General features: G+C 64.2%; 21 protein-coding genes. 15 read left to right on the top strand and 6 right to left on the bottom strand.

The features are described from left to right. Positions 1–6: 6 nt before the first annotated feature. From RI444_RS03435 to RI444_RS03420, 4 genes are read right to left on the bottom strand one after another with little or no spacing between them, the layout of a single operon-like run. Positions 7–1,731, bottom strand: coding sequence for an amidohydrolase (locus tag RI444_RS03435; protein ID WP_179014337.1), 1,725 nt, complete (start codon positions 1,729–1,731; stop codon positions 7–9). A 9-nt stretch (positions 1,732–1,740) separates the two neighbouring features. After that, a complete protein-coding gene (locus tag RI444_RS03430; protein WP_207605126.1) occupies positions 1,741–3,138 on the bottom strand; it encodes a gamma-aminobutyraldehyde dehydrogenase in 1,398 nt (465 codons plus the stop codon). A gap of 13 nt (positions 3,139–3,151) precedes the next feature. Next, positions 3,152–4,774: a thiamine pyrophosphate-dependent enzyme gene (locus tag RI444_RS03425; protein WP_207605127.1), complete on the bottom strand. Its 1,623-nt coding sequence runs from the start codon at positions 4,772–4,774 to the stop codon at positions 3,152–3,154. Next, positions 4,771–6,102, bottom strand: coding sequence for an MFS transporter (locus tag RI444_RS03420; RefSeq protein ID WP_207605128.1), 1,332 nt, complete (start codon positions 6,100–6,102; stop codon positions 4,771–4,773). The genes RI444_RS03425 and RI444_RS03420 overlap by 4 nt, the downstream gene beginning before the upstream one ends. A gap of 135 nt (positions 6,103–6,237) precedes the next feature. On the opposite strand from RI444_RS03420, the gene RI444_RS03415 reads away from it, so the two are divergent. The 8 genes from RI444_RS03415 to tgt all read left to right on the top strand — a co-directional run bounded on the left by RI444_RS03415 (position 6,238) and on the right by tgt (position 13,867). Continuing rightward, a complete protein-coding gene (locus RI444_RS03415) occupies positions 6,238–7,419 on the top strand; it encodes a PucR family transcriptional regulator (RefSeq protein ID WP_021471593.1) in 1,182 nt (393 codons plus the stop codon). Between the two features lie 135 nt (positions 7,420–7,554). Next, positions 7,555–8,937, top strand: a complete 1,383-nt coding sequence (locus tag RI444_RS03410; RefSeq protein WP_021471594.1) for an MFS transporter — start codon at positions 7,555–7,557, stop codon at positions 8,935–8,937. Continuing rightward, a complete protein-coding gene (locus RI444_RS03405) occupies positions 8,934–9,362 on the top strand; it encodes a RidA family protein (RefSeq protein ID WP_082694480.1) in 429 nt (142 codons plus the stop codon). The genes RI444_RS03410 and RI444_RS03405 overlap by 4 nt, the downstream gene beginning before the upstream one ends. Next, positions 9,359–9,979, top strand: a complete 621-nt coding sequence (locus RI444_RS03400; protein ID WP_021471596.1) for an RraA family protein — start codon at positions 9,359–9,361, stop codon at positions 9,977–9,979. The genes RI444_RS03405 and RI444_RS03400 overlap by 4 nt, the downstream gene beginning before the upstream one ends. 72 nt (positions 9,980–10,051) lie before the next feature. Then, a complete protein-coding gene (locus tag RI444_RS03395) occupies positions 10,052–10,591 on the top strand; it encodes an NUDIX hydrolase family protein (RefSeq protein WP_021471597.1) in 540 nt (179 codons plus the stop codon). A 73-nt stretch (positions 10,592–10,664) separates the two neighbouring features. Next, on the top strand, positions 10,665–11,714 hold the full coding sequence (locus RI444_RS03390) for a DUF6707 family protein (RefSeq protein ID WP_031216262.1): 1,050 nt from the start codon (positions 10,665–10,667) through the stop codon (positions 11,712–11,714). 71 nt (positions 11,715–11,785) lie between these two features. After that, on the top strand, positions 11,786–12,493 hold the full coding sequence (locus RI444_RS03385) for a hypothetical protein (protein WP_031216263.1): 708 nt from the start codon (positions 11,786–11,788) through the stop codon (positions 12,491–12,493). 144 nt (positions 12,494–12,637) lie between these two features. Further along, positions 12,638–13,867: a tRNA guanosine(34) transglycosylase Tgt gene (gene tgt, locus RI444_RS03380; protein WP_242703272.1), complete on the top strand. Its 1,230-nt coding sequence runs from the start codon at positions 12,638–12,640 to the stop codon at positions 13,865–13,867. Positions 13,868–13,967: 100 nt separating this feature from the next. On the opposite strand, the gene RI444_RS03375 is transcribed toward tgt, so the two are convergent. Further along, positions 13,968–14,675 (bottom strand): queuosine precursor transporter, encoded by a 708-nt coding sequence (locus tag RI444_RS03375; protein WP_062095128.1) that lies wholly within the window; start codon positions 14,673–14,675, stop codon positions 13,968–13,970. 301 nt (positions 14,676–14,976) lie between these two features. On the opposite strand from RI444_RS03375, the gene RI444_RS03370 reads away from it, so the two are divergent. Genes RI444_RS03370 through RI444_RS03360 form a run of 3 tightly spaced genes read left to right on the top strand, consistent with a single transcriptional unit; the run spans position 14,977 to position 16,963 of the window. Further along, positions 14,977–15,639 carry a TetR/AcrR family transcriptional regulator gene (locus tag RI444_RS03370; protein ID WP_069694643.1) on the top strand — a complete coding sequence of 221 codons (663 nt, stop codon included), beginning with the start codon at positions 14,977–14,979 and terminating at the stop codon, positions 15,637–15,639. Further along, the gene (locus RI444_RS03365; RefSeq protein ID WP_179014324.1) at positions 15,636–16,535 is read left to right on the top strand and encodes a TIGR01777 family oxidoreductase; all 900 of its coding nucleotides are present in this window, start codon (positions 15,636–15,638) and stop codon (positions 16,533–16,535) included. The genes RI444_RS03370 and RI444_RS03365 overlap by 4 nt, the downstream gene beginning before the upstream one ends. Beyond that, positions 16,532–16,963 carry a hypothetical protein gene (locus tag RI444_RS03360; RefSeq protein ID WP_021471604.1) on the top strand — a complete coding sequence of 144 codons (432 nt, stop codon included), beginning with the start codon at positions 16,532–16,534 and terminating at the stop codon, positions 16,961–16,963. The genes RI444_RS03365 and RI444_RS03360 overlap by 4 nt, the downstream gene beginning before the upstream one ends. A 14-nt stretch (positions 16,964–16,977) precedes the next feature. Here the strand turns inward: RI444_RS03360 and RI444_RS03355 are convergent, their stop codons facing one another. Continuing rightward, positions 16,978–17,502, bottom strand: coding sequence for a methyltransferase family protein (locus tag RI444_RS03355; RefSeq protein ID WP_052474363.1), 525 nt, complete (start codon positions 17,500–17,502; stop codon positions 16,978–16,980). A 394-nt stretch (positions 17,503–17,896) separates the two neighbouring features. Here RI444_RS03355 and RI444_RS03350 point away from each other — a divergent pair, with 394 nt between their 5' ends. The 4 genes from RI444_RS03350 to RI444_RS03335 all read left to right on the top strand — a co-directional run bounded on the left by RI444_RS03350 (position 17,897) and on the right by RI444_RS03335 (position 22,477). Further along, the gene (locus RI444_RS03350) at positions 17,897–19,282 is read left to right on the top strand and encodes an MFS transporter (RefSeq protein ID WP_021471606.1); all 1,386 of its coding nucleotides are present in this window, start codon (positions 17,897–17,899) and stop codon (positions 19,280–19,282) included. A 117-nt stretch (positions 19,283–19,399) separates the two neighbouring features. Beyond that, on the top strand, positions 19,400–20,062 hold the full coding sequence (locus RI444_RS03345; RefSeq protein ID WP_207605130.1) for a response regulator transcription factor: 663 nt from the start codon (positions 19,400–19,402) through the stop codon (positions 20,060–20,062). Next, the gene (locus RI444_RS03340; protein WP_021471608.1) at positions 20,059–21,465 is read left to right on the top strand and encodes a sensor histidine kinase; all 1,407 of its coding nucleotides are present in this window, start codon (positions 20,059–20,061) and stop codon (positions 21,463–21,465) included. Before RI444_RS03345 ends, RI444_RS03340 begins: the two co-directional genes overlap by 4 nt. Beyond that, entirely contained in the window at positions 21,458–22,477 is a 1,020-nt protein-coding gene (locus tag RI444_RS03335) for a TAXI family TRAP transporter solute-binding subunit (RefSeq protein ID WP_316963866.1), read from the top strand. Before RI444_RS03340 ends, RI444_RS03335 begins: the two co-directional genes overlap by 8 nt. Positions 22,478–22,498 lie beyond the last annotated feature (21 nt).

Here is a 22,498-nt window from a genome sequence, read left to right as displayed (position 1 = left end):
TTTCCCCTATGCGCTGTGGCTTGCAGAGATGCGGGCCAGGACCGGGCTTTCCGGGGAAAGTCCGGCCTGGAAGTCGGTTGATTGGTACGTGAAGCGGCCGCCGACGGCGGTGGCCAGGACACGGAGTTCACTGATGTCAGGTGCCTGCAACGGTGACCCCGACAGGACGGTGAAGTCGGCGAGCTTGCCGGGTGTCAACGTCCCTTTATCAGCCAGGGCACCGGTGGCCGCCGCGGCCCCGGAGGTGTACGCGGCCAGGGCCTGGCGGGGCGTGAGCCGTTCGGCCGGATTACCGAAGACAGCACCGGATTCCGTCATGCGGTCCACGAATGCCTGCATGCCGCGCAGGACGTTGCCGTCGGCGACGGGCCGGTCAGAACTTCCGGCAAGTGCCACTCCGGCCTCGAGGAAGCTTGACGCCCGGTAGGCCCAGGCCAGCCGGTCCGGGCCGAGGGATTCGGTCATCGCGTCTCCGAGGTCGCGGAAGAAACTCGATTGCGGAGTCACCGCGATGCCCGCCCCGGCCAATCGGGGCAGTTGCTCTGGCCGCGTCATGGACGCGTGCTCGATCCTGTTGGGGATACGTCGGGGACCGTACGTGGCTTGGCATTCGGTAATGATGTCCAGGGCCAGGTCAATGGCGCGGTCACCGATTGCATGGGCCGCAATGGACCACCCCGCCGCATAGGCAGCCTCGATGCGTTCGCGCAGCTGGTCCGGGTCGGCTTGGAAGTAGCCTTTGTTGCCTGTGTTGTCCTTGTGTCCGTGGCTGCAGAACTCGTGGCTGACCGCTGCGGTTTCACCCAGGAGCGAGCCGTCCAGGAATACCTTGGCGGGCCCCAGGGACAAGTAGTCATCCCCGAATCCGGTGGCTATCCCCAGATCCAGGCCGATGGGGGCCGTGGCGGGGCTGTCGGCAGCGTGGCCGTTCAAGCCATGCAGGACATCCAGGACCGGCATCACCTGTGCACGGGCATGCAAACGTCCGTTGGACGCGGCGCGTTGGTAGGCAGCCAGCTCGGCGGGGCTGTGGCCGATCCAGCCGCCTCCCACGCCGGCTTCGGTGAAGCTCGTGATTCCCTCGGACGCGTAGTACTTGGTGGCCCGCTCCAGTGCAGCCTCGATGTCCTCCAGCGAATACGGCAGGATCAACTGTTGGATGAGTTCCTGCGCCGTCTCCTGGACAACTCCCGTGGGACGTCCCGCTGCGTCGCGGACTATTTCTCCGCCGTCGGGATCGGGGAACGACGGCGACCCGGCACCTGCCAGCCGCAGCGCGGCTGTGTTGACCACCGCCATGTGGCCTGACGTGTGGCGCATGAAGAAAGGGCGATTGCCGGTGATGCGGTCGAGTTCGTCGATGTCCGGGAAGGCGCCGTCCAGGTGGGCCTGATTGAAGCCGGTGGCGAAGAGCCACTGTTCGCGACCGGCTTCAACGCCACCTGAGACGGCACCCCGGAGGAGATCATAAAGCTCCGCCAGTGCCCGGGCGCCGGAGACGTCGAGCTCCGCCAAACCAAGGCCGAACCACGTGGTGTGGCAATGCGCATCAATGAAGCCGGGCGTGATCGTGGTGCCACCCAGGTCCAGGACCTGGGTTGCTTCGAGACCTGCCAGGTCTCCGTCGAAGCCCACGATCCGGCCCTGCCAGATTCCCATGGATTCCGCCGTGGGACGGTCCGGGTCCATGGTGACGATGTCTGCGTTCTGCAGCAGGAGATCGAGTTTCATGACGCGTCCCTAGCGGTGGGACGTAGTGACGGACTTGATGCGGGTGTAATCCTCAAGCCCGAAGACGGAGAGGTCCTTGCCCGTGCCGGAATGCTTGAACCCCCCGTGGGGCGTCTCTGCCGGGATCACCTGATGGCAGTTGATCCACACCGCTCCGAAGTCGAGTTCGTTGGAAACCCGCGTCACCACGCCGTGATTCTCGGACCATACGCTGGAGGCCAAGGCATATTTGGTGCCGTTGGCGAGCTCCAAGGCCTCCTCTTCGGTTCCGAAGGGCTGGACTGTGAGCACGGGTCCGAAGATCTCGTCGCAGACCACTTCATCGCTTTGGAAAACACCGTCAATGACCGTCGGTTCAAAGTAGTACCCGGTGCCGGTGCGCTTGCCGCCGGTCAGCACGGTGGCGTTGGCCGGGAGGCGGGTCATGAAACCCTCCACGCGCTCCAGCTGTGCGGCGCTGTTGAGCGGCCCCAGGTCCTCCCCCACACGCAGGGCGGAGGCAGCATCGGCAAGTGCCGTTGCGAACTCCGGGTGGATGTCCCGGTGGACCAGCACACGGGTAACGGCAGTGCAGTCCTGGCCTGCGTTGAAGAAGGCACCAAGGGCGATTTCGCGGGCGGTCCGCTGGATGTCGACGTCGGCAAACACCACTGCAGGGGCCTTGCCGCCGAGCTCCAGGTGAACGTCCTTGAGGGTTTTCGACGCCGCCGACATAACCTGGGCGCCGGCCCGGGTGGAACCGGTGATCGAGACCATTTCCGGGATTTCGTGGTCCACCATCGCTGCCCCGGCTTCGCGTCCGCCGCAGACCACGTTCACTACACCGGCGGGGTACACCTGTTGGGCCAGTTCAGCGAGAATCACGGTGGACCACGGGGTGGTGTCGGCTGGCTTGAGGACCAGTGTGTTGCCCGCTGCCAAGGCCGGACCGATCTTCCAGATGGCCATCATGAACGGGTAGTTCCACGGCGTGATCTGGGCGACGACGCCCAGCGGCTCCCTGCGGATGGTGGAGGAGAACCCTTCCACGTACTCGGTCTGGGCAGTTCCTGAAACCACGCGGCAAGCACCGGCGAAAAAGCGCAGCTGGTCTGCGCCGCGCAGGATTTCGAGCTCCTTGGTCAGCGCGGCCGGTTTGCCGGTGCAGGCAACCTCGGCTTCCAGCAGCCGGTCGACGTTGGCCTCGATGAGGTCGGCAAGCTGCAACAGCAGCGACTGGCGGGTTCCCGGCGTCGTGCGCTTGTAGCTCTTGAAGGCGGCGGCAGCAGCCTGAAAGGCGGAGTCCACCACGCCGGCGTCGCTGTCCGGGGCGGTGCCGATCTGTTCACCGGTAGTGGGGTCGAAGAACGGCAACGTCTGTCCGGCGCGTACGGATTCTCCGTTGATGATGTTCTGAAGCTGGATCACGGTGGGGCTCCGGTCAGTTGATGGAAGTCTTGGGCGAACGGGTCGCGGGGTCCTGCGGCAGGTGCAGCAGGGCGGGCAGGCCGGAGTCGACGGCGCGGCGGAACGCGGCTGCGAAGTCCTCCGTGCGGTCCACCCGCTCCCCGTAGGCGCCGTAGGAACGGGCCAGGGCTGCGAAGTCCGGGTTGGTCATATGTGTTCCGGAGGGCCTGTCCGGGTAGTGATTTTCCTGGTGTTCACGGATGGTGGCGAAGATGCCGTTGTCCACCACCAGCACTATGGGCGTTGCGCCGTAGCCCATGGCGGTGGCGAGTTCCTGGCCGTTCATCATGAAGCAACCGTCGCCGGCCACGGAGATGACCTGCCGGTCCGGATAGGCGAGCGAGGCTGCTACTGCCGCTGGGATTCCCATGCCCATGGCACCGTTGCGCGGTGCTGCCAGCGAATTCGCGGAGTTGTGCTCCAGGTAGCGGGCTGGCCAGATGGCGTGGTTTCCGGCGCCGAAGGTGATGACGGCGTCGTCGTCGAGCTCTTTCTTGAGCCCTTCCATGGCGACGCCGAGGTCCACGCCGATTCCGCCGTCGGGCGTTGGCGTCGAGAACGCGAGGTGGTCCGCGCGGGCGCTGGCGAACCAACGCTCTTCGCCTTCCGTGGTCACCTCGACGGCGGCAAGGGCGCCCGCGAACGACGTGACGTCGGCAATGATGTGCTGGTCCAGGCGTCCAAAGTGGCCCAGGAGGTTGGCGTCGGCGTTGACCACCACGGTGTGGGCCTTGAGTCCGCGCTTGTAACCGTCGGAAAGGACATCGCTGCGGACGCAGCCGACGAAGACCACCAGATCGGCATCGTCCAGGCGCTGGGCGTTGGCGTCGCTCCGTCCGTACCCCAGGTAGCCGGCGTAGGCCTCGCTCCTGTGCGGGACGGCGTCGTAGGCACGGAAGTCTGCCACGACGGGGATGTTGTGGCGGGTGGCCCAGGCGGCAAGCTGAGCGCCGGACTCTTCCGTCCAGCCTTCGCCGCCGACGACGATCAGCGGCTTGCGTGCGTTGCCCAGCTTCCGCTTCAAGCCTTCAAGGTCCGCGGCGGCGGGTTCCGGACGGGCCACCGCGCGCGGTTCCACCGTTATTTCCTCGACGACGTGGACCAGTACGTCCTCGGGAAGGCCGATGACGACTGGCCCGGGACGTCCGCTGAGGGCGGTGAAGACGGCGTCATCCACCACCCGGGCCGCCGAGGCCGCGTCATCCAAGGTGACAACCTTCTTGGCTGTGCTGCCGAACCAGGCGTTGATGTCGAACTCCTGAAAGGACTCGCGGCCGCGGTCAGCTACCGGGATCAGCCCCACGAACAGGATGAGCGGGGTGGCGTCCTGATAAGCAGTATGCACGGCGATGAAGGCATTGGCCGCGCCCGGGCCCCGGGTAACCATCGCGACGCCGGGAAGCTCGGTGAGCCGTCCTTCGGCGAGCGCCATGAATCCGGCGCCGCCCTCCTGGCGGGCAACCACGTTGGTGATGGGTGAGCTGTGGAGTCCGTCGAGGACATCCAGGAAGCTCTCACCGGGGACGGTGTAGACCCGCTGGATTCCGGTGCGCTCAAGCTGGCGGACGATCAGGTGCCCGGCGGTAGTGGTGCTCAATGCTTCATACCCTTTTCTGCGATGGAGAGCTTGGGGAGGAACAGTCCGGACAGGGCTGTCAGTGCGGAGATCACCAGGAGGATGATGGCGCCTGGCCAGAAGGAGCTGTTGGCTGCAACAAGGGCGGTGGCGATCAGGGGAACGAAGCCCGAGATCACGCCGGCGGTGTTGGAGGTGATGGCGACGCCGGTGTAGCGGACCTTGGTAGCGAAGAGTGCCGTCAGGGCGGTGCCGGAGACAGCGTAGGGAATGGACAGGACAGCAACGCCGATCATCATGGCAAGGACCACCAGGACGGAGACGCGGCTGTCGATGGCCAGGAAAACCGGTACTGCGATCAGGGCAGACGCAACGCCGCCCCACAGGATGACCTTGCTGGCGCCGAACTTTTCACCCAGCCGGCCTGCCCAGACCAGGGCACCGATCTCCAGGGCGGCTGCCAGGAGCGTGCCCAGGAGCAGGAGTTCGGACGGCATCTTGAGGACCTTGGTGCCGTAGAAGACCACGAAGCTGGTGATGAGGTAAAAGCCGCCGATGCCCAGCAGGGCCGAGCACATGCCGACCAGGATCTGGCGCCAGCTGTTCTTCAGGACACCGCGTATGGGAGCGTGCTCCGTCTCGCCGGATTCCATGAGTGCTTCAAATTCGGGCGATTCGCTGAGGCGGCTGCGGATCCACAGGGAGATGGCGAGCAGCGGGATGGCGGCGACGAACGGGATGCGCCAACCCCAGGAATCAAAGTTCGTCTGGCCTACCAGGAACAGCATGCCGAAGAAGCCGCCGGAGGACAGGATAGTGCCGATCGGCGAACCGATCTGCGGCAGCGCTGCGTAGCGGGCGCGCTTTTCCACGGGTGCGTTCTCGACGGCGATGATCACCGCGCCGCTCCACTCGCCGCCGACTGCGAGGCCCTGGACGATGCGGAGGGCTACCAGGAGGATGGGAGCCGCGATGCCGATGCTCATGTAATTGGGAAGCAAGCCAATGAGTCCGGTGACGATGCCGATCCCGACGATCGTGACCATGAGGATCTTCTTCCGCCCCACTTTGTCGCCGAGGGCGCCGAAGATGAAGCCACCGATCGGGCGGGCCACGAACCCTACTGCGAGGGTTGCGAAGGAGCCCATGGCCGCAACGAACGGGTCCTGCGAAACGAAGAACTGCGCGTTGAACACCAGAGCCGCTGCCGTGGTGAAAAGGAAGAAGTCGTACCATTCCAGCGCCGTGCCCACAAGGGCAGCCAGGGCCACCTTCTTGGTGACGCGTTCGTCAACGACGTGTCCTGCCGCGGGATTGGTGTCAGTGTCTGGGCTGACCGTGCTTGCCATAAGTGCTCCAAGGTGCGAGAACGAGGGCCGGGCATCTGGACAGCCCGAACATTTTGTGACTCACTCCATACTGCCAGTAGCTTTTCCCAAAATAACTAGCGATACACCACGCATTGATGCCCCTAGAATGTGTGAATGCACAATGTTGAATCGCCGGCCCAACAGGCACGCTGGTCCCGGCTGGTTGATCAGCTCGAAGAACGGCTTGATGAACTGGCGCAGGCTTTCACCACCAAGGTCCGGGACATCCCGGAGTACGGCGAAAGCCAGGTCACTGTCCAGGAGATCCGGGACACGGCCAGGGAAACCTTCCGGCGCCTGATCCGGGGCTTGAAAGGAACACATCCGGACAGCCGGGACGGCCTCCTCGAATTCGCCTCGGACTTGGGTGCCAAGCGCGCCCAGGCAGGTATTCCCCCGGAATCCCTGACCACGGCCGTGCGCTTGGACTTCAGCATCCTCTGGGCCGAACTGCTGGAAATCGCAACACCGGAGGACGCCATATTGCTAGCATCCCGTGTAGACAAGGTGTGGGGTGTCGTGGACGAATTCGCCACCCGCACGCACACCAGTTACCTCACCGAACGGGTCCGCATGGCCCAGGAGGAATCGAGTATCCAGCGCGAGTTCGTTGCCCGGCTCTTCAACCAAAGCACGCCGTCCGTGGAAACCTCCGCCCAGGTCGCTTCAGCTCTGGGCATCAACGCCGACTCACGCTTTGCACTGGTGGCTGCCAGCGGAGAGCCTGGCGCACGGCTGCGGACCGCCATATCCCGATTCACGTCGAACACCACCGCCAGGCAGAAGCTCTTCCTCCACGAATCAGGCGGAAACACCTATGCGTTCTGGGCGCTGCCGGCTACCCGCACCCGCAGCGCTGACAGCGAGGACCAACTGCCCCCACCGCTGGCAGACCTCCCCTGCGGCTACGTCCCTGAGGTCCTCGGGCTTCGGGCCCTTCCGGCAGCGGCCCGCACTGCCGAAAGCCTGGCCGCACTGCTAAGGCCCCGAGATACGCGGCCGCTTTCGGCCGACTCGGCATGGCCCCGCCTCGCCCGCCAGGCCCTCCAGGATTCCGGCATGGACCTCGCCGCCGAGATCGAAGAAGCTCTGGCTGAATGCAGGGGCGGCGAGCGGGAACGCCTGCTCGAAACCGTCCGCCATTATTTGAGCACCGGCAACATCACCGTCACGTCGGAGCAGTTGTTCTGTCACCGGAACACCATCCTTAACCGTCTCAACCGGTTCGAGGAACTGACGGGCATAGACCTTGCCGTACCGGCCAAGTCGGCCCGCCTGATAGTTGCGTGGGCATGACGCCCGATGTGTGTTCACACATTTTCGCCGGATTTTTGCTGGGATTTTTGCCATTGAACGTGTGATCGGCAACACAGAATAGTTGTAGCTACCTTGCACCGGACACTCGTCCCCGCACCCCATCCGGAGATTCTGATGGCCCACACGGTAGATACCGCCGCCGCATCCACAGCCAGGCTAGACCTCGCCAAAATGCGCAAGATTGCCCTCGCCAGCGTTATTGGCACCACCGTCGAATGGTACGACCTCTTTGTTTTTGGAACCGCCTCGGCACTCGTTTTCAACAAGATCTTCTTCCCCAGCTTCGATCCGATCGTCGGCACCATGCTGGCCTTCGGAACCTTCGCCTCCGCATACATTGCCCGCATGGTCGGAGCCATAGTCTTCGGCCACTTCGGTGACCGCCTCGGCCGCAAGTCCATGCTCCTCGTGTCGCTGCTCACCATGGGCGCCGCAACCTTCGCCATCGGTCTGCTTCCTGACTACGCAGCGATCGGCATCATGGCACCGCTATTGCTGCTCCTGCTCCGCGTGATCCAAGGCCTTGCCTTGGGCGGCGAGTGGGGTGGAGCCGTGCTCATGACCGTGGAACATGCACCGTCCACCCGCCGGGGCTTCTACGGTTCCCTGGTCCAGGTAGGCGTGCCCGCCGGAACCCTGATCGCCAACGTCGCGTTCCTCATCGTGGCCTCCTCCATGAGCAGCGAGGACCTCCTCGCCTGGGGCTGGCGGATACCGTTCCTGGCCTCCTGCCTCCTGGTGGCCGTCGGCATCTACATCCGCCTCAACATCGAGGAAACGCCCTCCTTCCAGGCCGTCAAGACCGCCGGGGCAAAGGCCAAGATGCCCTTCGCCGCCCTCATGGCCAAGTACTGGAAGCAGGTTGTCCTGGGCGGCGTCGCTACCCTGTCCACCGGCAGCACCTTCACCCTCCTGGTAGCCTCCGGCGTGGCCTACGGCAAGAAGGAACTGGGCCATTCGGAAAGCCTCATGCTGTGGGTGGTCCTGTCTGCGTGCGCCCTCTGCTTCGTGCTGATCCCGTTCTTCGGCAAGCTCTCCGACAAGCACGGCCGCAAGCCCATCATCTACGCCGGCGTCATTGCCGAGGCAACGCTCGCGTTCCCGATGTTCTGGCTCATGGACACCAAGTCCGTGGCCCTGCTCTTTGTCGCCTACCTGGCCATGATGACTGCCTTCGCGGCCAACTACGGCCCCATCGCGACCTTCCTTGCCGAACTGTTCGGATCCAAGGTCCGGTACTCCGGCCTCTCGGTGGCCTACATGCTCTCCGGTCTCCTGGGCAGCGCGGCAACCCCGTTCATCACCACCTGGCTCCTGGGCCTGACCGGTGAAAGTTCCTCAATCGCCTGGTACATCCTCGCAGCAGCCCTCGCCTCCCTGGCAGCACTGTTCGTCCTGACGGAAACCCGCCACGGCAACATCGATGCCGTGGACGAGGCACCCGCCGCGGCCGGTGCCGCAACTGCAGGTTCCACGGAAGCCACGGCAGCGAAGTGACCGCAACCCACATCGAGCGCCTGGCCGGTATCCCCGGCCAGGCGCCCGCCGTCGGGCCCTTCTCCCCGGCGGTCATTGCCAACGGTTTCATCTTCACCTCCGGCCAGATCCCCGCGATTACCGGCCTCAACCACCAACCGGACACCTTCGAGGGCCAGGTCCGGCAGACCATCAAAAACCTCGCCGGGGTGCTGGAGGCAGCCGGATCCGGCTTGGAGCACGTGGTCAAGGTCAACACCTACCTCACCAGCCCTGAGCAACTGGAAGAGTACAACCGCGTTTACGTCGAGTACTTCGGCACGGCCAAGCCCGCCCGGACCACGGTGTGCGTCAGTCTTTGGGGCGTGTCACTGGAGATTGAATGCGTGGCAGTGCTCGCGCCCAAGACCGGCCCTGAAATACCCGCCAAGGAGGGTTCCCTGTGATCACCACTTTGCTTGAGGACCTCGCCAGGACCAGCTACCCCACGATCGGCCATTTCCTCGAGGAGGGGTTCGTTGATCCCGGCATCGGCTCGCTCATGGGGCACGTCCCGGGCGGCGTCAAAATCGCAGGGCCGGCCGTTACCGTGCGCATCGCAGACCGAGACGCAATCGCGATGAATCGGGCGCTCCTGGCACTCCGGCCCGGTGACGTACTGGTGGTGGACATGCTCGGCGACAACCGTCACGCGCCTGTAGGAGCCGTGACCGCGGCGGCGGCGATCGCCCAAGGTGCTGCCGCCGTCGTTGTTGATGGCGTGGCGACCGACGTCCGGGAACTCCGCGAGGCCGGGCTGCCGGTGTTTGCCCGCGGGACGTCGTGCCTCACCACCAAAAGGCTGCGCGGAGCGGGGTCGGCGGTCAACGTTCCCGTCCACTGTGGAGGCGTGCAGGTGAATCCGGGCAACATCGTCCTGGGTGATGACAATGGCCTGATAGTGCTCGCACCCGAAGCTGCTCAGGAAGTCCTCCCCCGGGCGCTGGCCTCCGACGAGGCCGAGCCCGCCATCCTGGCACGCATCGCGGCCGGGGAACCGCTCGAATCGATCCTTGCCCTGTAGCATCCGCGGACGCGGCAGGCCACCTGCTGCGCCACAAGCGAACTTGGTCCGGGGATGGGGTAGAACTTAACTATGAGCGTACGTACACCTGATCCGTATCCCGGCTGGCTTTCCGACGAAGACCTCTTCGAGGCCCGCGGGCGGCTGCCCATGGTTTACGTGGAAGCTGTTCCCGTCCGGCTGGATCCGCTCGGGTACGTCAATGAGGTCGGCTCACTCCTGCAGGGCGACGCCGACGGCAACATGGTGCGCTACCTCGTCTCCGGTCGCGTCCTGTACCGGGAAACCATCCGGGCAGCCCTCCTGCGGCACATGGAAAAGGACCTCGGTCCCCTGGCTTTCCCGCAGCTTCCCATCAGCCCGGTTCCTTTCACGGTGGCCGAATACTTCCCGGCTCCCTCGCAGACCGGCTTCACGGACGAACGCCAACACGCCGTCTCGCTGGTCTTCGTCATTCCCGTCACGGGCGAATGCGAACCGCGCCAGGATGCCCTCGAACTCACGTGGATGACCCCGCAGGACGTCCTCAGCGACGGTGTCCAGCAGGAGTTCGAAGGTGGCCGCGGGAACCTCGTGCGGCAGGCACTGGCATACTCGGGCATCGTCGTCTAGCGGGTCCCCCGGCTTGGAGCGGTCCCCTTTTGTAGACTGGACGGCGGACCGCAAGAGAACCAAAGGACTTCCGATGACTCACAGCCCAGCTACTCAGCAATACCGCGAAAAGCAGGCTGGGGACCTGCAGCCCGGAGACTTTGTGTACCTGCCCGGAGACGGGCCGGCCGAGGAAATCACTTCCGTCGACGTCCAGAATGACGATTACGGCGTCCCGGCGTTGGTGCTGGTGACAACGCACGACGGCGGCAGCGTACGCATCGCTGCCAGGTCCAGTGTTCCTGTCGGTGACGGAGTTCCAGCCGGTGCCGGCTCCAGCCTTCCGGATGCGGGCGCCGCCGATGCCGGCGCCGCCGATGCGGGCACTTCCGACTCCGGTGTCCAAGACTCCAGCGCCCCGGACTCCAGCAGCCCGGCGGCTCCCGACGCTCCGGCCCCGGCTGAACCCGCCGTCGTCGTACCTCCCCGCCCGGAAGCGCCGCCGGCGTACATCGGGCCCAGCGCCGAAGAGATGGCGTTGATTCCCGAGCCGGCGGGCACGCCCGAGTCCGTGGTGCTGGCTGCTGCGTCCAACCACAAGGGCAAGAACGGCGTGCAGGTGCTGGCCGATCGCCTCGCCAAGGGCATCAACACCAAGTCCGGCAGTTGCCTGCGGGACCTGAGCGACCTGGCCTTCAACCTTTGCGTGGTGCTCAAGGATCCGGACGGTTCGCTTGCCGTCGCCGACCTCCTGAATGTCCTGCCGTTCGACGGCAACCTGGACCGCTGGGCGTCAATTGAACGTGCGCTCGCGCTTTCCAGCTTCATCTGCCGCGAGTCGGGCCAGACTGAACGGGCCGCGGTGTACGAGAAACTCCTCCGCGCGCCGGAATCGCAGGAAGAAGACCCGTTCAGGGCCCGGATCAACGCCCGTGTGCGGCAGCGCGCCCTCAACGAACCCAACCTCTACGACAAAGAAATCTTCCGCGCAATCGACAACGGAAACCAGGAAGCCGAACGTGAGTGGCGGTTCCTGCGGCTCGAAGCGTTGCTGTTCCTGCGCGCCCACGGCGGCTCCGAGACCATCGACGAGGACGAACTGGGACGCCGGATCGGCAATGAACTCGAGGCAGTCCGGGCCTGATCCCCGGCCGGGCTCCGCACCATGGCGTCAAGGTCTGTTGCGGGCGCCTAAACGGCGGTAAATTCGGGGCCATGACGAACAATCTGAGCGTTGTGATTAATGCTGATGCGCCGCAGGTTTGGAATATGCTGCGCGAACCGTCGCTGGTGGCCCAATGGCACGGCTGGGAAGCCGATGACCTGAATGACGAAATCAAACAGATCTACTTCAACACCGACGTCGTGGAGGGTCCGGACCACACCAGCCTGACCGTCAACGGCGGCGATGTCTTCGAACTGCATCCCGTGTCCGGGGGCACCGAGCTCAAGGTCACCCGGGCGGCCCTGGACCATAACTCCGAGTGGGCGGAATGGGACGAGGACATCACCCAAGGCTGGCTCACGTTCATCAACCAGCTGCGTTTCGCCTTGGAGCGCCACCCGCATGGCAAGCGGCGAACCCACTTCTTGTCGGTCTCCGGGAGTGGATCGGCCATAGAAAAGCTGGGGCTGGGCGACCTGCCACCCGTGGGCGACGAGTACTCGCTGACGCTGGGCACCGGTGAGGCTATTTCCGGGAAGGTCTGGTTCAAGAGCCGCCACCAAGTAGGCGTCACGGTCCGCAGCTACGCTGAACACGGGGACGGGCTGCTGATCGTTGCCGAGCAACTGCCCATACCGGAGAAGAGGCCCGACGGCGGAGCGATCGTCATCGCCTCAACGTACGATCTGGGGGCCCACACCTTGGCGGACATCCGGTCCTCGTGGGACAAGTGGAAAGAGTCGAACTACGGTTCCTGACGGCCGCCACGTCAAGTTACCTTCGGTAAAGCTGGCACACTTGGTAGCGTGCCAGCTTCTGTTTCCCAGTCCTCCCCGCTTCCTACCGCCGCGCCTCGTTCCAACGGGGCGCTTCCGGCGGAGCAAACCGAATTCGGCTTCACGGTGGGCCGCCGCCTGACGGAAACGTCGTCGCCGTCGTCCTCCCTTGTAGAAGCAAACGGAGGCGAATTCCTGGGCCGGACCGGCACCATCACCACGCCGCACGGGACCATCCAGACGCCCGCATTCATCGCCGTCGGGACCAAAGCGACCGTCAAGGCCGTCCTGCCCGAGTCAATCGCCGAACTTGGCGCGCAAGCCGTGCTGGCCAACGCTTACCACCTTTACCTGCAACCCGGGCCTGAAATCCTCGATGCCGCGGGTGGTCTGGGTGCGTTCATGAACTGGCAAGGCCCCACGTTCACCGACTCCGGCGGTTTCCAAGTGATGAGCCTGGGCTCCGGGTTCAAGAAGGTGATCGACATGAAGAATGTTGACACCTCAGGCCCCGACGACGCTGTTGCTCCCGGGAAGGAGCGCCTGGCGCACATCGATGACGACGGCGTCTGGTTCAAGTCGCACCTCAACGGGGACAAACACCGGTTCTCCCCCGAGATCTCCATGCAGGTCCAGCACCAGATCGGCGCGGACATCATGTTCGCCTTCGACGAGCTCACCACCCTGCAGAACTCCCGCGGCTACCAGGAAGAATCCTTGGAACGCACCCGGTTGTGGGCGCTGCGGTGCCTGGACGAGCACTTTGCTCTGACGGCGTCGCGGGTGGGCAAGCCGTACCAGGCGCTGTTCGGCGTGATCCAGGGCGCGCAGTACGAGGACCTGCGGCGCAAAGCCTGCCGCGATCTTGGCGCCATGCCTTTCGATGGATACGGAATCGGCGGAGCGCTGGAGAAGGAAAACCTCGGGACGATCGTCCGCTGGTGCAACGAGGAGCTTCCTGAGGACAAGCCCCGGCATCTCCTAGGCATCTCCGAACCCGATGACATCTTCACCGCCATCGAGAACGGTGCCGACACCTTCGACTGCGTCTCCCCCACGCGCGTTGCCCGGAACTCCGCGTTCTACACGCCGTTCGGCCGCTTCAACCTCTCCGGAGCCAAGTACAAGAAGGACTTCGGTCCATTGCAGGACGGCTGCGACTGCTACACCTGCACCAACTACTCCCGCGCGTACATCCACCACCTGTTCAAGGCCAAGGAAATGGTGTCGGCCACGCTGATCTCCATCCACAACGAGCGCTTCGTGGTGAAGATGGTGGACGACGCGCGCTTGGCCATCGAATCCGGGGACTTCTTCGAGTTCAAGGCCGAGACGTTGGGGCGGTACTACTCCTAGCTGGCTGCGACTTCTCCGGTTCGCGAGTTCGCCGGAGCCCTGCTCGCTCGTGCGGAACGTCGCTGGTCTACCGCAGGCTTCCGGCGAACTCGACGAGGGCCTAGGCGGCGACTTCTCCGTAGCTCGGTTCACGCTTCTTGATCCAGCCCACTACCAGGACGGTGACGGGCACGAACAGGAACTCGACGGCGGTCTTGTACAGGAAGCCGACCAGGACGTAGTTCACGAACGAGCCGACGTCGGAGATGCCGATGACGGACGCGGCGATGCTGCAGAAGATCAGCGTGTCCACGAATTCGCCCACCACCGACGAACCCATGAGCCGGGCCCACAGGCTCTTCTCACCCGTGCGTTCCTTCATCTTCACGAGGATCCACGAGTTGATGGTTTGTCCGGCCAGGAACGCAAGCAAGGAGGCGAGGACGATCTGCGGGACGGGTCCCAACGCGCCTTCGATGGCGGCTTGCTTGGCCACACCGTAATCGTCGTCGAAGCCCGGAAGAATGATGATCACCCAGTAGCAGAGCGATGCAAACACCGATAACGCAAACGAGGTGATGATCGCCTTCCGGGCAACTTTGAAGCCGTAGACCTCGCTCATGACGTCGCCCAGAATGTACGCGAGCGGGAAGAGGAAGAATCCGCCGTCGGTGATGATCGGCCCGAGCACCACACCCTTGGAAGCGCCGATGTTGGACAGGATCAACACCACCGCCATGACGGCCAGCATGATGCCGAAATAGGGAGATCCGATCGAAGCGAAACGGGGCGCGGGCTTGCTCAAGGTACTGCCGGAAGGCGAGGGCATGGGTCATCCATTCGTAGTGGTTCGCGCAGGCGCCTCATCCTTTTCGGAGAGCGCCCCGCTGTATTAGCACTGTGGGTGGCGGGCACGTTTGGCCCGGCACCACGTTACATTCTCCCATCCCCGTCCCTCTGCCACATCCCACCCTCAACCGGCCACCCCTCAGCCACATCCCACCCCCTCCCAACCATCCCTCTGCCACATCCCACCCTCAATCGGCCATCCCTCTGCCACCTCACCTTTTTGAACGCGTTCAGAAAGGTGCCATACTGATTCTTGAACACGTTCAAACAGGAGGGGCCCGATGGCAATTAAGAGCGCGCAAACCCGCCAACTCGTAGCCGACGTCGCATTGAAGATGTTCCGGGAGATCGGCTTCGAGAAAACCACCATGCGCGCCATTGCCCAAGAAGCGGGAGTTTCCGTCGGCAACGCTTACTACTACTTCGCGTCCAAAGACGAGCTCGTTCAGGAGTTGTACATCCAAGTCCAGAATGAGCACGCATCGGCCGCGGCACAGGCACTCGAAGGCATCCCGGATCTCGCAGGCCGCATGAAAGCCGTTCTGCACGCTGGCATCGACGTCATGTCCCCTTACCACCAGTTCGGTTCCGACTTCATTGCCACAGCCATCCGGCCGACGTCGCCCGTCAACCCGTTTGGCGCGGCATCCGCTCCCGCCCGGGAGGCGTCGCTCGCGATCTTCCGTTCCGCCGTCGAAGGTTCCACTCCGGCCGTCGCTAAGAAGCTAGGCGGCGATCTTCCCGAGCTGCTGTGGCTGGCGTACATGGGCGTCGCGTTGTTTTGGGTATACGACCAATCCACGGATCAACGCCGCACGCGCCGGCTGATTGACGGCGCCGCGCCACTGATGGCCCGTGGTCTGTCGCTTGCGAAGATTCCCGGCGTCAGCAAAGTGTTCGACGACGTCCTGGGACTGGTTCGCAGCGTCAAGGAAGACTCATGAACCCGCGGACGGTGGTCATCGCCGGAGCCACTGGCTTTATCGGCAGCTACTTCCATCGGCGGTTTCTTGAAGAGGGTTGGAAGGTCCGAACAGTCGGGCGGAACGCGTCGGCTGACGCGCAGTGGAACGACGACGGCGCCATCACCAGTACGCTGAACGGCGCCGCACTGTTGGTGAACCTTGCCGGACGTTCCGTGAACTGCCGCTACGGGAGGCGGAATCGCCGGGAAATTATGGATTCGCGCGTGTTGACGACTCGAACGTTGGGCCGCGCCTTGGCTGCCTGCGCCGAGCCACCGAGCACCTGGATCAACTCAAGTACCGGGACCATTTACCGGCATGCCGACGATCACCCACAGTCGGAGGCTTCCGGCGAACTCGGCAGCGGGTTCTCTGTCAACGTTGCCAAGGCTTGGGAAGACGAGTTGGAGGCCGCCACTGCACGGCGCACGCGCAAGGTGCCTCTTCGGATCGCGATCGTACTGGGCGCAGGGGGCGTGATGAACCCCCTCCGGAACCTGGCCAGGTTTGGCTTGGGTGGGCACATGGGACCGGGGACGCAGAAGTTCAGTTGGATCCACGTGGAGGACTTGTTCCGTTCGGTCATGTTCATTCACGCCAAACCCGGGCTTGTTGGTGCAGTCAATGCGGCGTCGCCCAATCCGGTAGACAATCGCGAACTCATGGGGCTGGTCCGGGTGAGCCTGGACGTCCCCTTCGGCATTCCGACGCCCGCTTGGCTCCTTGAAGTTGGGGCAGTTCTCATCCGCACCCAGACCGAGCTGGTCCTGAAGAGCCGATGGGTAGAGCCACGGAAGCTACTCGATGCGGGTTTCGTGTTTGAGTATCCGTCATTGGCCGGAGCTCTCAGCGCTCTTCGGAGAAGTGACAATTGAGTACGCATGGCGATGACCAGTACAACCGCACAACACCGCATCCTCCCCAGCTCCCCAACCCGCGGGTCAGGGTGACCTTGGGAGGGAAGGGGCTGGGTATGGGTGTCTTGGTTGCCTATGTAGCCTTTAGTACCCTGTTGTCCCTGCAAGCCCCTGAATATGCGCTGATTTTCTTCATCTATGCCGCCATCCCCGCAGCACTCATCGGATCCGTAGTCGGATGGCTGTTAGGACTGGTTCTAAGGCAAGTGCGGAACCAATGGCTCCACGTGGCCGCGTTCTTCGTGGTTGGCACCCTGATCTGCGCACCCTTTGGTGGGCTTTCCAGTTTGGGTACGGTCCTCTTTAGCCTGTCCATCGCAACCGCCGCGGCGATCGGCAGGTTGTCGGCCTGGAGGCTGGTCAAGATCTGCCCACCCACCGCATAACGGCGGCTATGGGGCTAACTCCGCTCACCGCCGTCGGGCGTCCGCGCAGGGAACCCGACGTAACGCGGGACGTTGCCCATGTACTGGCTATACGCCGGACCAAACTCCTTCTGGAGGGCCTTCTCTTCCCACAACGCGCCGAAGTGTTCCACGGCCATGCCCGCGGGCAGGGTTGCAGCCGCCCAGCGCGAGCCCTTGTACACCGCAACCCCTGCGTGGATTAACCACCAGCCCAGGTACATCGGATGCCGGCTCGCGGAGTACGGACCGCTGGTCACCAACGCTTCCGGACGGCCCAAGGCAAAGCTTCCGGTGGTGTGCCGCCGTCGTTCCGCCACCGCCCAAACGGTAATTCCGACGCCGGTCAGCACCAACAGCGTCCCGGCGCTCCTGCGGGCGCGTCGGGCGGACAACGTGGGCAAGGGGTGTATCCGTTGTAGGACCGCGTCCAAGACCAACCCGAGCACCTGCCCGGGTGGCAAAGGGATGCCGGCCGCTTCCCGTTTCACCGCGCCGGCCAGCCGTGCGAGTGGGCTCATGTCCAGAACCATAAACCCGCGAAGGGTGAGGCGCTATGGGAAGTGATAGAGGAACGCGGGAATCCCGGCGGGAGGTGATAGAGCAACGCGGGAAACCCGACGGGAGGTGATAGAGCAACGCGGGAAACCCGACGGGAAGTGATAGAGGAACGGTGGGGGCGCGGAACCGGGGTTTTCCTCTCGGAATCCTAAGGAAGTGTTAGGAAATCCCCTCCGACGTTGGCTGTGCCGTGCATCACCCATAGCTTGGAACATGTCCTCTTCACCCCAAGAGGACCTTTCTTAGTCGACGAAGAGCCATGTGCAAGGAAGCCATGAGCACGAGCTTCATGGACAGAACGAACTCATGCAAGACACGGCTGCCATGTGCGCAGCCGTCCAGGAAGGTTCATTGATGAGCACCCAACAAGCCGCGCCTCTGAGCGAGGCGGCACAGACACGCAAGGCTGTGAGCAACATCCTCAAGGGCTCTGCGGGCAACCTCGTGGAGTGGTTCGACCTCTACGTGTACACCGTTTTTGCCGCGTACTTCCAGTCGCACTTCTTCAACTCCAAGGACGAACTGCAGGCTGGCCTGGAAGCGATGGCGGTCTTCTCGACGTCGTTCCTCATGCGTCCGATCGGCAGCTGGTTCTTCGGCCGCTACGCGGACCGTAAGGGCCGGAAGGCTGCCCTGACGCTGAGCGTGACCCTGATGTCCGCGGGTTCGTTCGCCATTGCGATCCTGCCTACCCAGGACGTCATCGGCCTGTGGGCCATGATCCTCTTGGTCTTCGTCCGCGTGGTCCAAGGCTTTTCCGTCGGCGGCGAGTACGGGACCAGCGCCACGTACATGTCCGAGGCAGCAACGGCCAAGCGTCGCGGCTTCTTCTCCAGCTTCCAGTACGTCACGCTCATCGGCGGCCAGATGCTGGCCCTCCTGGTCCTCGTGATCCTGCAGAACACCATGAGCAAGGAAGACCTGACCGAGTGGGGCTGGCGCATTCCGTTCGCAATCGGCGGCGTTGCAGCACTGGTTGTCCTGTGGCTCCGCCGCTCCATGGAAGAGACCGTCTCCGCCGACCAGATCCGTGCAGCGCACGTCAAGGTTGAGGGCGAGGCCCAGCCGGGCAGCATGAAGCTCCTGTTCACCAAGCACTGGAAGCCGCTGCTGATCTGCATCGGCATCACCCTCGGCGGCACGGTGGCGTTCTATACCTACACCAACTTCATCCTGAAGTTCATGAACGATACCTCCGGCATCGCAAAGACCGACACCTCCGTCATCAACTTCTGGGCACTGTTCATCTTCATGTTGCTGCAGCCCGTCTACGGCATGTTGTCGGACAAGATCGGCCGCAAGCCGCTGCTGATCTGGTTCGGCGTCACCGGTGTCCTGTTCACTTGGCCGCTGCTCTCCACCCTGGCCGGAACCAAGGATCCGTTCGTCGCCTTCCTGCTCATGATGGGCGGCCTCTTGATGGTTGGCGGCTACACGTCCATCAATGCGCTGGTGAAGGCTGAACTCTTCCCGGCATCCATCCGTGCGCTGGGCGTGGGTCTTGGCTACGCGATCGCCAACTCGCTGTTCGGCGGTACGGTCCCGCTGATCGGCGCTGCCCTGCAGAAAGCCGGCCAGGTGGACATGTTCTTCACCTACGTCACGGCGGCCATCTTCATCTCGCTGTTGGTGTACGTCTTCGCCCTCAAGAACAAGAAGGCTACGCACCTCGATACCGAGCAGGGACATGCTTGGGGAAACCGCAAAGACGACGACAAGAAGGACCTCGTCAACGTCTAACACCCCCTCTGAGGCCCGTTCTGCGCCCTTCGCTGAGTGCGAAGGCCGCAGGGCGGGCCTCGCAACGTTAAGCTCAAGTAGCGGAAAACACCCGCCGGGCTACCAGAAGGATCAACAGTGCACGTGCTCATCGTCGAGGACGACGACGCCATGGCGTCGGCACTGGGGGCTGCCGTGACGTCGGCGGGCCACAAACCAACCAGGGTGTCCCGCGGTGAAGATGCACTCCTGGACCACCGCAACCACGAGGTCATCCTCCTGGATCTGGGCCTCCCGGACCTGGACGGGTTGGAAGTGCTCAGGAAGCTCCGCCAAGTCACGCACATCCCCATCCTGATCCTCACGGCGCGCGATGATGAACGCAGCGTGGTCCTGGGCCTGCGCTCGGGTGCGGACGATTACCTGGTCAAGCCGGTCAAGCTGGTGGAGCTGCTCGCCCGGATCGAGGCCGTGACGCGAAGGGCCCGCCGCTCCGGCCAGAGCACACCCCATGAGGTCACCGTGGGGCCGTTGACCGTAGACCTCGACCGCCGCCTCGCCGCCGTCGACGACAGGGAACTCAGCCTCACCGCTACCGAATTCGACCTCCTCAGCCTCTTGGTCCGCAACGCCGGCTCCGTGGTAACCCGTGAGCAGATTCTGGATGCCCTGTGGGGCGACGCCTTCGTGGCGCACTGCCGCTCCTTGGATGTCCACCTGACCGGCCTGAGGTCCAAGCTGCAACTGCCCGGGTTCATCATCAACGTGCGGGGCGTCGGGTATCGCGTGGAGCAGGGATGAAGGTCCGCGTCCTCGGGATCCTCAGTGTCATCGCCGTGCTCATTGTTGTCACGGTTTCCAGCGTCATCCTTACGTCAGCCGCGCGGGAACTGACCCAGGACGTGCAGATCAACCGGGTATCGGCCCTGAACCGTTTTGCCCAGCTCGCCAACGATGCCTCCGCTGATGGCGACACCACCCAGCTCCAGCGCGAAATGGACCGGTACACCGAACTCTATGGCGAAGGCATCCTGATCCGCCTCCAGCAGCAAACCCTGGCCTCCGGCGGTCTGAGCGAGCAAAGACGGGACGTTCAGGATGCCTTGGCCCGGGCCAGCCTCAACCTCAGCGACACCACCATCGGCACGGTCCGGCCCTTCGAATCCGGGACGGAGGTCATCTCGCGCTCTTTTGGAACGGCCAGCCAGGTGCTCGGAGAAGCCGTCCTGGAAGTCAACCTCGACGCGGCCCGGGCGAAACTGCGCGAACGGTGGGTCGTCGTCGGGCTCGCGGCCCTGGTGATGGGTGCGGTGCTGCTGCTGGTCGCTGCCCGCCTCACCGGCTGGGTTTTGCGGCCGGTGCACCGCTTGAGTGAAGCGGTACACCAACTCGAAACCACGGGCAAGACCAGCAAGCTTCCCGAGGCAGGTCCGCCCGAGCTGCGGGAACTGAGCCGATCGTTCTCCGCCATGGCCAACACTGTCAGCGAAAGCATGGAGTCGCAGCGGCAGCTCATCGCGGACACCTCGCACCAGCTGCGCAACCCGGTGGGCGCCCTGCGGCTCAGAATCGACCTGCTGCAGCTTGAACTGCAAAACAGCCCGGCGAAGGCGGCGGCGGCCGGCGTGGTGGACGAACTGGAGCGCGTTGAGGAAATGCTCGACGGCGTGCTGAAGCTGGCGACCGCGGAGCATCGCGCCGTGGCCGGGGCTGCTGCAGCGCAGTCGTCCGAGCATCGGCGGCAAAGCGTCATTGACCCTTTCCCGGTACTCCAAGGCGAGGTGGAAAGGGCGGGCCCCGCGGCACGGTTGGCCGGCTCCACCATTACCTTGGAAGACCACAGCGGGCCCGCGTTGGAGCTCCGGTGCGACCCCGAGGAACTGGCCCAGATGGTGGGTGAGTTGCTGGCCAACGCCATCAAGTACTCCCCCGGTGGTCACATCGCAGTGGCGGCCGAAGCTACTCGGGACGGCCTGGCGATCGAGGTCTCCGACGACGGCCCGGGACTGTACGCTGATCAGCGTCTGGCATCCACCTCGCGGTTTTGGCGCGCGCCTCAACACAGCGGAATTCCCGGCAACGGCTTGGGCCTCACCATCGTGGAACGGCTGGCCGAGGCCAACGGAGGCAAGCTGGTGTTGCGGGAGCGTGTCCCGCACGGGCTGATAGGACGCCTGGAGTTCGGCGGTGGCGCGAATGGCTAGGCCTTTGTCCCGCCGTACCGTGCTCACGTCCGGGCTGATCCTGGGAAGTGCAGGGCTGCTGATGTCCTCCGCTGCCTGCACGCCGGAGCCGAAACCGGAGAAGCTGACGGTGGCTGGTGGCGAATCGGGCGGTTTCTACTTGGAGTTCGCCACCTTGCTCGCAGGTCTGCTGCAACGCGAGGGCGTTGCGGAAACGGCAGAGCCTCTGGTCACTGGCGGAAGCCTTGAGAACATCCGGCGGGTCATGTCCGGCGAGGCGACCTTCGCCGTCGCACTTGCCGACACGGCAGCGCTTCCGGCCCCGGGTCCGGCAGCGCCCGGCCCAAGCCCTGCCGCCACGGGCGCAACCCCGGCCGCTGCGGGCGCAACCCCGGCCGGTACAAGCCTGGTGGCGCTTGGCAAGGTGTACGAGAACTATGTTCATTGCATAGTCCGCGCAGACAGCGGCATCGGGACCTTCGCCGATCTGGCCGGAAAAGTGGTGGGGGTGGGCGAAGCGGGGTCCGGCACTTCCCTGACGGCTCCCCGGATCATCGCTTCCGCCGTGCTTGAACCCGCGCCGCAACAGGTCAACCTAGGCCTCAACCAAGGGCTGTCCGCGCTCCGGGGTGGGTCCATCGACGCCCTCTTCTGGTCCGGCGGGGTCCCCACCGCAGCCATCGCAGCAACAGCCTCGGTGCTGGGAGTCCGGCTCCTGGACCTCTCACTGCACATCGCAGCCCTGCGCACAGAACACGGTGATTACTACGACCGCGTGCTCATACCGGCGGGAACCTACGGCGACGCCCCCGCGATCTGGACGGTGGGCGTAGCCAACCTGCTGTTGTGCCGCAGCGATCTCCCCGATTCCCTGGCGCGGCGTACGGTGCGCCTGCTGGTGGAACGGGCGCAGGACCTTATTCCCACATCAAGCACGGGCGTGCAGTTCCTCAGTCCGGAGACGCTCATCAACACAGCCGGGGTTCCGCTGCACCCGGCCGCGGCCGCTGCGTACAGGTCCCTCCACGGCTAGGAAATCGCGCATCATCAGGAA

Source organism: Paenarthrobacter sp. AT5 (genome assembly GCF_032764245.1).
GTDB classification, from domain to species: Bacteria; Actinomycetota; Actinomycetes; order Actinomycetales; family Micrococcaceae; genus Arthrobacter; species Arthrobacter ureafaciens.
Note: the sequence above shows the minus strand (reverse complement) of the source record. Positions and strands in the feature narration are given on the sequence as shown.